Origin of the sequence: Vibrio anguillarum (assembly GCF_001989995.2) — a bacterium.
Classification (GTDB): Bacteria; Pseudomonadota; Gammaproteobacteria; order Enterobacterales; family Vibrionaceae; genus Vibrio; species Vibrio anguillarum.
In genome coordinates this window covers 39,998-54,455 of sequence record NZ_JAHGUP010000004.1, presented here as the reverse complement: position 1 = coordinate 54,455, position 14,458 = coordinate 39,998, and the positions used below count along the sequence as shown (strand labels likewise).

Annotated in this window: 11 protein-coding genes; 9 read left to right on the top strand and 2 right to left on the bottom strand. The window is 49.0% G+C overall.

Features of this window, described 5'->3' with window-relative positions; genetic code table 11:
• The first annotated feature begins 226 nt into the window (after nucleotides 1-226).
• The 3 genes from recQ (at nucleotide 227) to PL85_RS00620 (ending at nucleotide 2,813) form a co-directional block, all read left to right on the top strand.
• Nucleotides 227-2,065, top strand: a complete 1,839-nt coding sequence (gene recQ, locus PL85_RS00630) for an ATP-dependent DNA helicase RecQ (RefSeq protein ID WP_115339375.1) — start codon at nucleotides 227-229, stop codon at nucleotides 2,063-2,065.
• Entirely contained in the window at nucleotides 2,058-2,360 is a 303-nt protein-coding gene (locus PL85_RS00625; protein ID WP_013855693.1) for a DUF3630 family protein, read from the top strand. The genes recQ and PL85_RS00625 overlap by 8 nt, the downstream gene beginning before the upstream one ends.
• Nucleotides 2,361-2,450: 90 nt before the next feature.
• Nucleotides 2,451-2,813, top strand: a complete 363-nt coding sequence (locus PL85_RS00620; protein ID WP_017043038.1) for a hypothetical protein — start codon at nucleotides 2,451-2,453, stop codon at nucleotides 2,811-2,813.
• 5 nt (nucleotides 2,814-2,818) lie between these two features.
• On the opposite strand, the gene PL85_RS00615 is transcribed toward PL85_RS00620, so the two are convergent.
• The gene (locus tag PL85_RS00615; RefSeq protein WP_115339374.1) at nucleotides 2,819-3,667 is read right to left on the bottom strand and encodes a MurR/RpiR family transcriptional regulator; all 849 of its coding nucleotides are present in this window, start codon (nucleotides 3,665-3,667) and stop codon (nucleotides 2,819-2,821) included.
• Between the two features lie 241 nt (nucleotides 3,668-3,908).
• Between PL85_RS00615 and murQ the strand changes: the two genes are divergently transcribed.
• Together murQ and murP are read left to right on the top strand one after the other, a co-directional pair.
• Entirely contained in the window at nucleotides 3,909-4,811 is a 903-nt protein-coding gene (murQ, locus tag PL85_RS00610; RefSeq protein ID WP_115339373.1) for an N-acetylmuramic acid 6-phosphate etherase, read from the top strand.
• Nucleotides 4,812-4,840: 29 nt separating this feature from the next.
• Nucleotides 4,841-6,289 (top strand): PTS N-acetylmuramic acid transporter subunit IIBC, encoded by a 1,449-nt coding sequence (gene murP, locus PL85_RS00605; protein WP_019281275.1) that lies wholly within the window; start codon nucleotides 4,841-4,843, stop codon nucleotides 6,287-6,289.
• 153 nt (nucleotides 6,290-6,442) lie between these two features.
• Here the strand turns inward: murP and PL85_RS00600 are convergent, their stop codons facing one another.
• Complete coding sequence (locus PL85_RS00600; RefSeq protein ID WP_115339372.1) at nucleotides 6,443-8,275, bottom strand: ABC transporter ATP-binding protein; 1,833 nt, start codon at nucleotides 8,273-8,275, stop codon at nucleotides 6,443-6,445.
• Nucleotides 8,276-8,418: 143 nt separating this feature from the next.
• On the opposite strand from PL85_RS00600, the gene PL85_RS00595 reads away from it, so the two are divergent.
• The 4 genes from PL85_RS00595 (at nucleotide 8,419) to fhuB (ending at nucleotide 14,287) form a co-directional block, all read left to right on the top strand.
• A complete protein-coding gene (locus PL85_RS00595; protein ID WP_019282793.1) occupies nucleotides 8,419-10,515 on the top strand; it encodes a TonB-dependent siderophore receptor in 2,097 nt (698 codons plus the stop codon).
• Between the two features lie 105 nt (nucleotides 10,516-10,620).
• Nucleotides 10,621-11,406 (top strand): ABC transporter ATP-binding protein, encoded by a 786-nt coding sequence (locus PL85_RS00590; protein ID WP_029388345.1) that lies wholly within the window; start codon nucleotides 10,621-10,623, stop codon nucleotides 11,404-11,406.
• Nucleotides 11,397-12,323: an iron-siderophore ABC transporter substrate-binding protein gene (locus PL85_RS00585; protein ID WP_069212057.1), complete on the top strand. Its 927-nt coding sequence runs from the start codon at nucleotides 11,397-11,399 to the stop codon at nucleotides 12,321-12,323. The genes PL85_RS00590 and PL85_RS00585 overlap by 10 nt, the downstream gene beginning before the upstream one ends.
• A complete protein-coding gene (fhuB, locus tag PL85_RS00580; RefSeq protein ID WP_115339371.1) occupies nucleotides 12,320-14,287 on the top strand; it encodes a Fe(3+)-hydroxamate ABC transporter permease FhuB in 1,968 nt (655 codons plus the stop codon). Before PL85_RS00585 ends, fhuB begins: the two co-directional genes overlap by 4 nt.
• Nucleotides 14,288-14,458 lie beyond the last annotated feature (171 nt).

Here is a 14,458-nt window from a genome sequence, read left to right as displayed (position 1 = left end):
CTGAGCCAGCGAAACGATTCGACAGTATATACTGTTCCTTAAGTAAGTTGCAGCTTTGTTAATCAACCGCCTACTCGGGAGTTTGAGTGGCGAATAATGGCCGAGAATCAAGTGATTCGCTTTACCGCTACATTTTGCGGTTTTATTCACCATCGAACCCCACTACAATAAGACGCTTTGCGGTATAGCGGTTGCTCTACCCCTTTTGTTCACCCTTGGAAATTTCATGACCGCAACGTTAATGGCTCAACAAACCGATCCTCAACCTGAGACACCGCACAGTATTTTACAGACTGTGTTCGGTTATCAGTCGTTTCGTGTCGGCCAGCAAGAGGTGATTGACGCTTCGTTAGCGGGGCAAGATAGCTTAGTTATCATGCCAACGGGTGGGGGGAAATCGCTCTGTTATCAGATCCCTGCGTTAGTCAAAGAGGGCATCACTTTAGTCATCTCGCCGCTCATTTCGTTGATGAAAGACCAAGTGGATCAGCTCAAAGCCAACGGTGTCGCGGCTGAGTGTATTAATTCAAGTATGTCACGTGAGATGCTGATGTCGGTGTATAACCGAATGAACGCGGGGCAACTGAAGCTGATTTACGCGTCGCCTGAGCGCGTTTTGATGCCCGATTTCATCGAACGCTTGCAGCAGTTGCCATTGGCGATGATTGCCGTGGATGAAGCACACTGTATTTCTCAATGGGGGCACGATTTTCGCCCTGAGTATGCGGCGTTAGGCCAACTTAAACAGCATTTTTCACACGTGCCTTTTATGGCGCTGACGGCAACGGCTGATGACGCCACGCGCGTGGATATTTTGCACCGTTTGCAGTTGCAAGAACCGCATGTCTATCTGGGCAGCTTTGATCGCCCTAATATCCGCTATACCTTGGTCGAAAAGCACAAACCGGTTTCACAGGTGATCCGCTATCTTGATACGCAAAGAGGACATTGCGGCATCATTTACTGTGGCAGTCGCAAAAAAGTAGAAATGCTGACAGAGAAACTGTGCAATAACCATTTACGAGCAGCCAGTTACCATGCGGGTATGGACGCCGATGAGCGCGCTTATGTGCAAGAAGCATTTCAGCGTGATGACATTCAGATAGTGGTTGCTACCGTCGCATTTGGAATGGGGATTAATAAACCCAACGTGCGTTTTGTGGTGCATTTTGATATTCCGCGCAACATCGAATCTTACTATCAAGAGACCGGGCGCGCCGGGCGAGACGGTTTACCAGCCGAAGCGATGATGCTCTATGATCCAGCCGACATCAGTTGGCTGCGTCGAATGTTAGATGAGAAGCCTGAAGGGCCACAAAAGCAGGTGGAAAGCCATAAGTTGGGCGCGATGAGCGCTTTTGCTGAAGCACAAACTTGTCGCCGCCAAGTGTTGCTCAATTATTTTGGTGAATATCGAGATAAACCTTGCGGCAACTGCGATATCTGCCTTGATCCGCCCAAGCATTTCGATGCCACGCAAGAGGCGCAAAAAGCGTTATCGTGCGTTTATCGCGTCAACCAAAGTTTCGGTATTGGTTATGTGGTGGAAGTGATGCGCGGTATGCAAAATATCCGTATTCGTGAAAATGGCCACGACAAGCTCACTACTTACGGCATTGGTCGCGATCATAGCCATGATTATTGGGTGAGTATTTTCCGTCAGTTGATCCATAAAGGGTTGTTGCAGCAAAACATTACTCGCAATTCGACCTTGCAGTTGACGGAAGAGGCGCGACCGCTGTTGCGTGGAAAAATGCCATTAGAGTTAGCTATTCCACGCTTAGACACAGCCGCTCGTGCGGCGAAATCAGATAAGTTATCCAACAAAAACTACGACAAACCACTGTTTGCCAAATTGCGTAAATTGCGTAAATCGATTGCTGATGAAGATGGCCTGCCGCCTTACGTGGTCTTTAGCGATGCGACCCTAATTGATATGGCGGAAATATTGCCCACTTCGTACGGAGAAATGTTGGCCGTTAACGGCGTTGGGCAACGCAAGCTTGAAAAATACGCCGACCCATTTTTAGACCTGATTCAGGAGCACTTAACCCACCATGGCTGAGTTCGGTTTAGCACACAATTTACAAGATGAAGGGCGACTCGTCTTGAGTACACCGCGTTTTGATGTCGATACTTTTCCTGCACTAGGCGAGCGTTTGGTCAAGCAGCTTTCGGCTACAGTGATAGAAAAACAATGGGATGCGGACATTCACTCATGGTTGATTGATTTTGAAGGTTGCTTACTTTTTCTCAAAGCCGAGCATTACAGCGAGTCGGTTTGGCTTGAAGCACTTGCCATCAAAGAGAGCCAAGAAGAGTTGGCGTTTCTCGCGCAATTATTAGCGCGAGGTTTCTAAGCGTGTAGATCAACTCTGCATATCCGCCTTTTGGTCCTTCATTATTAAGCCGCCATTGCTTATGATGAGGCAAACATCAAGGAGGCTGGCGTGAAATTTGAATCGATTCATCAAGAAGTTATCTCCGTTGAGCGTTTTACATGGCGCTGCTTACGCTATGCGGCGATCGCTGCGTTACTGCTGTTGACTGGCCTCATTCCCGGAGTGGTGGGTTTTGTCTACCTAGCTGATCTCCCGGCGGCGCAAGCGTGGTTGAATGCGCTTTCGATGGTCAGTGGTCTCGAACTTCCCTACCCGATAATCAATCTGCATCTTGCGCCGAGCTTGCATCTCTTTTTAGCCTTTTACAGCTTATTTATCGAAACGGTCTTTTTCGTTTCATTGGCTACCCTATTTGCACCGATCATTCATCGCGTTTTTCATCGCATGCACTGCATTGAAGAGAGCGATTAGTTCCGTTAAAAGATTTGACGAATATCAGATGAAATGTCTTGGATCAATTGACGCGCCGACTCGTCTCTTTGCTGTACAAGAGTAATAAACAACAGGTCGGTTAGAACGTTCTGCGCGGTGCGAGAGGCGATGGATGAGCTGCGATGTTCACTTTCATCGGCAATCGTATCAAAAGAGAGATCGGCTAATTCACGTAATCGATTTTTCTTCGGAGAGGTGAGCGCGATAACGCTTGCTCCTTGCTGCTTGGCCGCTTCGGCGGCAATCAAAATCTCTTTTCTCTCTCCTGAAAATGAAATCACAATTTGAACATCTTGCGCACCCAGCGTGCGTGCGGTGGCGATTTGTACGTGGCTATCTTGTTCTGTCAGCGCTGTGATGCCTAATTTCAGGAGCTTAAAAGCCAAATCTTTTGCGGTGAGCGCCGAGCCGCCGATACCGATAATTTGCACGCGGTTGGCGAGGTTTATCCACTGTACTGCTTGGTTGAAATGGGGAAATGAAAGCGCGTTGGTGGTGTGAAACATCGCCTCTGTTTTCGCTTGCACTAATTTTTGTGCGATCACCGCCAGTGGGTCGTCAGCCAGAATATTGCTGTGCAGTGGCGTGGTCTGAAACGCCAATTTACGGCCAAGCTCTTCGGCCAGCGCTAACTTAAACTCACTGTAGCCCCTAAAGCCAATTTTCTGGGTAAATTTGACAATGCTCGATTGGCTGACTTTTGCGTGTTCGGCCAATGCTTGGCTAGTGGCGAGCGCGGCTTTTTCTGGATGAGTGATGATCCAATCAGCGATTTGTAATTCACTGCGAGAGAGTTGAGTGCGGCGGCTGACGATTTTATGCATCACAGACATGCGCGATCCTTGTATTATTTAGAATAAATTATTCCAAATTTAAAATAACGAACATTAGTATAGTGGCTTGTATTAACTAGCCTTTTGTTCAGAGGCTTAAAAGATATCGGTGCATTGTAGGCCATTATTCCATGCAATGACTGGTCAAAGAATAACCTTTGTTGTGATTTTTGTCACTAAAATGGAATATTTTATTCCATAGAATCGCCCTCAGTTCCGAATTCAAACCGAGAAATAGACGATGAACCTAGACCTAACCCAGTTGGTTACCGAAAGCCGCAACCCTGTCAGTGCTGACATTGACACCCTTTCCACCTTAGAGATGTTGCAAGTCATTAACCGTGAAGATCAACTGGTCGCGTTGGCGGTTGAAAAAACCTTACCGCAGATAGCGCAAGCGGTGGATGCCATTACCTTGGCATTTCAAGCGGGTGGACGTTTGATCTACATGGGAGCGGGAACCTCCGGTCGCTTGGGGATTTTAGATGCTAGCGAGTGCCCACCCACCTACGGCTCTGATCCTAAACAAGTGGTTGGGCTTATTGCGGGCGGACACCCAGCGATTCTTAAAGCGGTTGAAAATGCCGAAGACAATGTTGAGCTTGGGCAAAGCGATCTGAAAAATATTAATTTGACCCGCAACGATGTGGTGGTGGGTATCGCCGCCAGTGGTCGCACACCCTATGCGCTAGGCGGCATGGCTTACGCTAAATCACTGGGTGCAACGGTTGTGGCAGTAGTGTGCAACCCAGATTGCGCGATGCAGCACGCGGCTGACATTGCCATTGTGCCAGTGGTGGGCGCGGAAGTGGTCACGGGCTCTTCACGTATGAAAGCGGGCACGGCGCAAAAACTGGTGCTTAACATGTTAACCAGCGGCGCGATGATTCGTTGCGGTAAAGTGTTTGGCAACCTCATGGTCGATGTCGAGGCGACCAACGCTAAGTTGATTCAGCGCCAAAATAACATTGTGGTCGAAGCGACAGGTTGCAGTAAAGAGGAAGCAGAACAAGCACTGAGCGCCTGCCATCGTCACTGTAAAACCGCCATTGTAATGATTCTTGCGGGGCTAAGCGCCGAGCAAGCGACGCAAAAACTGGCCAAGCATAATGGTTTTATTCGCGCGGCACTGAATGATCAATAACCCGACTGGATCTATCCAAGGATGTCCCAATGGCAAAAATAACCTCAAATATGATCGCCAAGCTGCTTAGTGCAGTCGGTGGTAGTGGCAATATCGGTAAGTGTGGCAACTGCATGACGCGCTTACGTTTGACATTAAATAATACGGCATTGGCCGATCAGGCTCTGCTGAAAACCCTTCCCGGCGTAATGGGCGTGGTGGAGAGTGACCAACAACTGCAGATCATTTTAGGCCCAGGCAAAGCGCAAACGGCGGCCGATATGATGAATGAGATGATCGCCAACGGTGACGGTGCTGAGACGGATATGGCCGTAACTGCCGATCTATCCGCGATTGCTGCTGAGCAGAAAAAGCAGATGAAGAGTAAACAGACCAGCGGCGTACAACGTTTTTTAAGCAAATTTGCGACCATTTTCACGCCGCTGATCCCCGGTTTCATTGCTGCGGGCTTGTTGCTTGGTTTTGCCACTTTGCTGGAGCAAATGTTCGTTATCGATCAATCGCCTAGCCAGTTTATGCTCGATCTCATTACTTATATGAAAGTGTTTGGTAAAGGGCTCTTTGCTTTCTTGAGTATTTTAATTGGTTATAACGCGCAGCAAGCTTTCGGTGGCTCGGGTGTTAATGGTGCCATTTTAGCTTCGCTGTTTGTGCTGGGGTATAACCCAGAGGCGACAACGGGTATCTACTCGGGTATGAGTGAATTCTTTGGCTTCGCCATTGACCCACGCGGCAACATCATCGGGGTACTATTGGCCTCTATTCTGGGCGCGCAAGTAGAACGTAAAGTGCGTCAATACATGCCTGATGATTTGGATATGATCTTAACCTCTGTGGTGACGTTACTCATCATGGGCGCGGTGACTTTCTTGGTGATCATGCCGATTGGTGGTGAGCTGTTTAAAGGCATGTCATGGTTGTTTTTGAACCTCAATGATAACCCGTTGGGCGCGGCGTTACTGTCGGGTTTGTTCTTAATTTCGGTGGTGTTTGGTATTCACCAAGGGTTTGTGCCAGTCTATTTTGCGCTGATGGATGTACAAGGGTTTAACTCTCTGTTTCCTATTTTGGCGATGGCGGGCGGCGGCCAAGTGGGCGCTTCGCTGGCACTCTATTTCAAAGCGAATAAAGATGCGTTGCTGCGCACGCAAGTGAAAGGGGCGATCATTCCCGGTATTTTGGGAATTGGCGAACCACTGATTTATGGCGTGACCTTGCCGCGGGTTAAACCGTTTGTCACCGCTTGCATTGGTGGTGCAGCGGGCGGTTTCTTCGTCGGCTTAGTTTCTTACCTTGGTTTGCCAGTAGGATTAAATACGGTGTTTGGCCCGTCAGGCATTGTCGCCATTCCATTGATGACTTCCGAGCAAGGAATTTTTGCTGGGATGATGGTGTTTGTTGGCGGTCTTTTAATCTCCTACACCGTTGGCTTTCTCGCGACCTACTTTTTTGGCTGCAAAGATGTCGATTTAAGCTAATTCACCCCCCCTATGTATGGTATTCAAAATAGTATGCAAAATACCCAAACTCGGTCAAGTGAGGGTATTGGGTGAAATAGCGCAGCCTTTAGCACATCTTCTTTCTCTGTTGGATGTGTCTAAAGGCCTTTTATTTGGCCTAAAGAGCATCCACTACGCAAGTTCGCCTATAAACCCACCCGTTTGATGCGCCCATAGCTGAGCATAAACGCCTTGTCGTTGCAGCAACTCTTGGTGTGAGCCTTGTTCAATGATTCGTCCTTCATCCAGCACAATTAAGCGATCCATGGCGGCAATGGTTGATAAACGGTGCGCAATGGCGATCACAGTTTTGTTTTCCATCAGCGTTTCAAAATTTTCTTGAATAGCCGCTTCCACTTCTGAATCTAGGGCCGAGGTGGCTTCATCCATGATCAGAATCGGCGCATTTTTTAATAGTACTCTGGCAATCGCAATGCGTTGGCGTTGGCCGCCAGAGAGTTTGACACCGCGTTCTCCCACTTGAACATCGTAGCCAAGGTTGCCATTCTCATCCTGCAACTGCGCGATAAAATCATGAGCATGCGCTTGACGGCTTGCTTCTATCAGCGCCTCTTCCCCGGCCTCTGGGTTGCCATAGAGAATGTTGTCGCGGATTGAGCGGTGCAACAGCGAAGTATCTTGCGTGATCATACCAATGTGTTGGCGCAGTGAATCTTGGCTGACCTGCGAAATATCTTGCCCATCAATGCAGATTTTGCCGCCATTCAAATCGTAAAATCGCAGCAGCAAGTTAACCAGTGTGGATTTACCCGCGCCCGAACGACCCACTAAGCCCACTTTTTCGCCCGCTTTTAACTCAAAGTTAAGCGCTTCAAACACAGTGTTTTCTTGTCCATAGTGAAAGTGAACGTTATGGAAGCTGATTTGCCCTTGCGTTACTTGCAGCGGCGGCGCATTGGCCACATCCGTTATGGTCACTGGTTGCGACAAGGTATTCATTCCATCCACCACAGTACCGATATTTTCAAATAGTGCGCTCACTTCCCACATGATCCATTTCGACATGCCTTGTACGCGCAGCGCAATGCTAATCGCAATCGCAATGACACCGACAGTCACTGAGGCATCGAGCCACAAATTGATTGATAAAGCGGCGATAGAAAACAGCAGTAAATAGTTGATGGCGTCAACACTCCACAACAGGCACGTCACCATGCGCATCTGTTGGTACACGGTGTTCAAAAACCGTTTCATGCTGCTTTTGGCGTACTGCATTTCTCGTTGCGAATGGGAAAACAGTTTCACGGTGGCAATGTTGGTGTAACTGTCGACTATGCTGCCCGTCATAGTTGAGCGAGCATCGGCTTGATCGGTCGCCACTTTTTTCATCTTGGGAATGAAATACAATTGAATGATGATGTAGGCCACGAGCCAAATCAGAATCGGGATCATCAAGATGCGGTCAGATTCGCCCATCATCCAAATCATCGAGACGAAGTAGACCGCGATGTAAACCAGTACATCGACCAGTTTCATCACTGTTTCTCGCACGGCGAGTGAACTTTGCATCACTTTGGTGGCGATCCGCCCCGCGAAATCGCGTTGGAAAAAACTGACGCTCTGTTTGAGTAAGTAGCGGTGGATCATCCAACGTATCGACATCGGGTAATTACCCAGTAGCGTTTGGTGCATGATCATGGAGTGGAAGAAAGCCAGCAGCGGCATAATGACCACCACCAGCGCAGCCATTACCCACAAGCGGTCACTCTGATCAGCCCAGAATGTGGCACGTTGTTGGCTGCCAAGCATATCAACCAATTCACCCATATAGCGAATGAGGGTGACTTCGGCAATCGCCACACAAGCACTGAGCAGTGACATGACCAATAACGGTACTTCAAAACCCCGCGTGTAATGACGGCAGAAGGCTAATAAGGAGTTAGGCGGTTGTTGCGGCTCTTCTTTAGGAAACGCCGTCGTGAGATTTTCAAACCATTGAAACATAGGTGATCAACTTATGGTGATATGCGAGTGAGATTCATTCTTATTTTTATCTGTTAAATATTGAATTTATCAGTAAAATGACGGGCAATAATAATGATAATAAAAACGTTTCTCAAACTAATTAAAGCAGGAGGTATCCTTTAATGGATCTCATTCGCCCAAGCTTGCTGGGGACAGCAATTCACAACATATTAAAAATCAGCGCATTACCTTGTCTGTTCATGGTTTCGGCTACGGCACAAGCTGAGCAAACACCGCCACCAGTTTTAGACACGATCGTGGTAACGGCATCGGCATTGAAAGTCGATACCCCGACACAAGAAACCGCAAAGTCGGTCACTGTCATTGAACGTGATGAACTGGACCAGCATAACGTACAAAAACTGGATGAAGCATTGCGCTATACGCCGGGGTACACCTCACCTTATGGCGCGGATAACGACGCCGAATGGATGTTTGTGCGTGGTTTTGAACCGAGTGTCTATCTCGATGGTAACCGTCTTTATAAAGAAGGTTTCTTTGCTTGGACGGTTGAACCCTTTGGTTTAGAGCGAGTTGAATTGGTGAAAGGCCCGTCTTCGGTGCTGTATGGTGAGTCCATGCCGGGCGGTATTGCCAACGTGGTGCAGAAAAAGCCGACTGATGGCGCGCAGCATTCCGTATCTCTGTCGGTGGGGAATAAAAATTACCAGCAGTTGGGTGTCGATATTGCCGATTGGGCCAACCAAGATGGCAGCCAGCGCTACCGCTTGGTGGCGATGGTTAATCAAAAAGAGGGTGAATTGGATGGCATTGAGAGCCAGCGCGTTTATGTTGCGCCAAGCTACGCTATCGATTTATCAGATCAAACCACGCTAACGCTGATGGCCACTTTCTTGAAAGATAACGGCGTGCCACAAAACGGTTTCTTCCCAAGCGATGGCACATTAGTGGCGCTGCCCAATGGTGAGACGATTGCGCCTAACCGCAACTTTGGCGAGCCGGATCACGATGATTTCGATAAAACACAATTGTCGTTCGGCTACCAACTCTCTCATCAACTGAACGACACTTGGAGCCTCAAGCAAAACTTCAACTACGCCTATGTTGATCTGTACCTGCGAAGCTCTTCGGCCTATCAAAATGCTTGGCAAGATAGCGACCCATACACATTGGCACGTTATACCTTGATCAATGATGGTGATGCACACAGCGTAACCTTAGATAACAACGCCCAAGCACAGTGGCAAAGTAGCCAATTTGAGCACCGCTTACTGGCCGGGTTTGACATTCAGTATCACCAAAATAAATGGCTGGGTAATGGCACTGGTTCACCGGTGGGCGTGATCAACAGCCTTAATCCGACCTACGGCAATGTGCCAGATCTTTCAAGCAGCTTGTATGACAATGAGATTGTCAAACAGCAACTGGGAGTGTACGCGCAATATCAAACGAAGTGGCAACAGAAATGGGTTCTGAATTTAGGTGGCCGCTACGACAAAATTGATGTTGAAAGCAAAGGTTTGAATAAAGATGAGCTTGATGATGGCCAACTGTCATTAAACAGCGGTTTGATCTATTTAGCCGATAACGGTTTGTCACCTTATGTGAGCTACTCTGAATCTTTCTATGTGATCAGCAGCTTAGATTTCACCACCAACAAACTCTACAAACCCGTCGAGAGCAACCAAACCGAGGTGGGTGTGAAATACATGCCAAGCTGGCTCGATGGCTATGTCAATCTGGCGTGGTTTGATATCGACCAGAAAAACGCAACCGCCTCTACTGTCGGCAGCAATGGTGCGTTAACCACCAGTCAATCGGGCACAAAAACCAATACGCAAGGGCTCGAAGTGGAAGCTCGCATGGCTGTGACAGAGAATCTGATGCTGAATGCCAGCTACACCTATCTCGATGCTCATACGGGTGAAGGAACGAGCCAGAAGCGCAAGTCGATGATTCCGCGCCACTTAGCGACAGGTTGGGCGAGCTATGATTTTGCAGGCCTTGGGATTGAGGGGCTGACGTTGGGCTCTGGCGTGCGTTATACCGGAACGTCTGTGGATGCCTCGCTCGATAAAAAGGTGCCTGCTTATATGCTGTGGGATGCAATGGCAAGCTACGCCATCAATACACAGTGGGATGTGCAGGTTAACCTCAATAATATTTTGGATGACGAGTCCTTTGCTGGTTGTGATTTCGGAACCTGCTATTACGGCGAATCACGTCGTATGGTGGCAAGCGTGAATTACCGCTGGTAAGTCAGCATGAACTCACCTTCGCTGAAGGTGAGTTTGACGGTTTTTGAACATTCCCGCGCCGGCGGGGATGTGTGTTTTAGGTGGTTCGATTTTTGGGGGAGAGTGATGTTTACCTTATCAAATGTTCAAGTGGTACGCGGTGGACGAAGCATTTTATCCATTGAATCACTGAATATTCCCACCACAGAGTTAACTGTGGTACTCGGCCATAATGGCTCTGGTAAATCCACGCTGGTGAGTTTGATTTCTGGTCAGCAAGCACCTGACCGTGGCGACGTGTTACTTAACCAGCAGCCGATTGCCGAGCTCAGCGCCAGAGCGCTGGCTAAAGCGGTGGCGTTTTTGCCACAAAAATTGCCAACTTCAGCGGGGTTAACGGTACGAGAGTTAGTGCGCCTTGGGCGTTTTCCGTGGCGTGGTCCTTTTGGTCGCTGGCAAAATCAGGATGAAGTGATCATCGATCAAGCGATCGCCCAAACCGGCGTCACTGAATTTGCCTATACCTTGGCAGATGAATTGTCTGGCGGTGAAAGGCAACGCGCTTGGGTGGCGATGCTGTTGGCGCAGCAGTCTCCGGTGCTGATTTTAGATGAGCCAACTTCAGCGTTAGATGTGCAGCACCAATATCAGTTAATGGCTCTGCTTGCGCAATTAAACCAAACACAAGGCTGCGGAATTATCGTCATTTTGCATGATTTGAACCTTGCGCTACGTTACGCGACCCACATTGTCGCGCTCAAGCAGGGCAAGGTTGCTTTTGAAGGCGATGCCTCTTTATTGGTCGATGAAGCACGTTTATCGGCGCTTTATCAAACGCCGATCCAACTGCTGGATCACCCAATGTCCAATTCAGATTCTCACACGCATAAGGTCGCGATTGTATGTGCTTAAACCTTGTAAAGCGCTGGCTGGTTGCTGGCTTACTCTCTGTTTTTTCGAGTGTCGCTTTTAGCGCGCCATTGACCGTACACGACAGCCGCGGAGAGCAAACTCTACAGCAGCGGCCACAACGTGCGGTGGTGCTCAATTGGGATTTACTTGAGCAAGTGATTGAACTGGGTATCACACCCGTTGGCGCGCCAGAGCTTGCCAGTTATCAAGATTGGGTTGTCAAACCGCAAGTGCCGCAAGGGGTAGAAGATATCGGCACGCGCGTTGAACCCAATTTGGAAAAAATTGCTGCACTGAAACCAGATCTCATTCTCGCTGCTGCGCCGCAGCAAGATTTAATCACACCGTTAGAGCGCATTGCTCCGGTACTCTATTTCTCTAATTTTCAAGCCAGTGATGACAGTGGTGCAGTCGCGATTGACCATTTTCGCCAATTAGCGCAGCTCTTTGACAAGCAAGCGCTCGCCGAGCAAAAACTGACCACAATGACGGAACGTTTTGCGCAGTTAAAAGCACAAATTGACATCGCGTTTTCTCATCAAACACCCGCGGTGGTGGCGATGCGTTTTGCTAATCCAACCTCGGTGTTCCTTTACGGTGAAAACTCCACCACTCATTATGTGCTGAAGCAATTGGGCTTGTATGAAGCGCTGCCTCAGCCCGCCAAAGAGTGGGGGATTGTGCAACATCGGTTAACGGATTTGCAGTATGTTGAGCAAGGTTATGTGCTCTATTTCTTGCCATTTGCCCAGCAAGCACAGCTAGAAAAATCAATGCTTTGGCAAGCGATGCCGTTTGTGCGTCAAGCGCGAGTGAACTCGGTTGAGAGTGTCTGGAACTACGGCGGCGCGATGTCACTACAATACATTGCAGAAGCGCTGACACGCAGTTTGCTTGAGGTTGCGCCTAAGTCATGAACGGAAAAGTGTTTCTCGTACTGAGTAGTGCGCTGCTGCTTGCGGCGATGCTCAGTGTGCAAATTGGCAATGGCGTTGATCTAGTCACGCAATGGCAACTGTTGTGGGCGCAACGTGAAGCGAGCTCTTTTGCGGAGTTCAATTTCCTATATGGTCAATTGCCCCGTTTGGTGATGACGTTGCTGGTGGGCGCGATGTTAGGTTTGGTCGGCAGTGTGATGCAACAACTGACGCAGAATAACCTCACTTCACCATTGACGCTGGGCACCTCATCTGGAGCTTGGCTGGCGCTGATTATTCTCAACATTGGTTTTCCAAGCCTAGTTGCCAGTTACAGCGCGTTGGCGGCAATGAGTGGTGCTTTGCTCGCATTTGCGTTGATCGTGGTGATTGCTGGTGTGCGTAACATGACGGGCTTGCCGTTAATTGTGGCAGGCATGGTGGTGAACCTGCTACTTGGCGCGATTGCGACGGCACTGATTCTACTCAATGAACAATACGCCAAAAACGTCTTCATGTGGGGCGCGGGCGATCTGGCGCAAAATGGCTGGGATTGGGTGCAGTGGTTGCTGCCGCGGTTATCGGTCTCCTTATTGATTTTATTGTTTGCGCCAAGGGTTCTGACGTTATTGCGTTTAGGTCATCAAGGTGCTGCGGCTCGTGGTCTGCCTGTCATTCCTGCATTTTTAATCTTAATGGTGCTCGGGATTTGGTTGGTTTCAGCCTCGATTACAGCGGTGGGCGTCATCAGTTTTATCGGGCTACTCACGCCAAACATCGCCCGTGCTATGGGGGCAAGAACGCCCAAACAAGAGCTCTATTCGAGCTTACTGCTTGGCGCGTTACTGCTTTTATTAACCGATATGCTCGCAATGTGGTTGAGCCTATGGACTACGCAAGTCATCGCCAGCGGTATCACAGCCGCGGCGATTGGCGCGCCCGCATTGATCTGGTTTAGTCGCCGTCAGCTCAAGGCGCAAGATACCTTGACTATCTCACTGCCTCAGTCGCGCGCATCATTAAGCCGTGTCGCATTATTGGGGTTGTTGTTAATGATGCTGGCAGCACTTGGGTTGCATACGTTGTTTCAAATGAACGAACTCAGTTGGCAATTGGCACTGCCAAGCAGCTATCAGTGGTCATTACGCTGGCCGCGCATGCTTACCGCATTGTGTGCCGGTATTGGTCTTGCACTAGCAGGTAGCATTTTGCAACGTTTGATATACAACCCGTTAGCCAGCCCAGATATTTTAGGGGTCTCGTCAGGGGCGACGTTTGCGTTGGTGTTTGCCAATCTCTTTTTAGGTCAAAGCTTGTTAGCCGCTCATTGGGTGACAGCGTTGTTGGGTAGTTTGCTGGTGTTGGCGGCATTAGTTGTGCTGGGTAAGCGCCATCAATACGCCGCGTCGAGTTTGATTTTAACCGGGATAGCCATCACCGCATTGCTTGAATCCTTAGTGCAATTTTGCTTGGCTAAAGGGTCAGAAGACAGTTATCGAATTTTACAGTGGTTGGCAGGCTCAACCTATCGCGTTACGCCTGACCAAGCGCTGTTGCTGGCCGTTTTGGTGCTGTTGCTGGCCGCGGCCACCATCGCGCTGTCGCGTTGGCTGACTTTAATCTCCATTGGTCGTCGTTTTGCCAGTGCGCGCGGCGTTAATGCGCAAAGCACCAGTTTGATTTTATTGACCATTGTGGCGCTGTTATGTACGCTGGTGACGGCGACGATGGGGCCAGTGTCGTTTGTGGGTTTGATTGCGCCACACATGGCGATGATGCTAGGCGCGCAGCAAAGTAAAACCCAACTGCTGGTGGCAAGTTTAGTCGGTGCATCATTAATGTTGTGGGCGGATTGGCTCGGACAGGTGATCGTTTATCCGATGCAAATTGCGGCTGGCACGCTGGTGGCGATTCTCGGTGGGAGCTATTTCTTGCTGTTACTGTTGGTCAATCGTTCAAAATAAGCTCAGTCTATTTACCATTGGCATCGATGGTATTTAGCATCGTAACAAAGCTGCTCACTGTGCCAGATAAGTCGTTTTTCTTATTAATAAAATGATGGTAGTGCCTTGGCGTAGCAACGATATGTAACCCACATGATCGATAGTGTTAACGAATAGCCCTGTGTATACAGG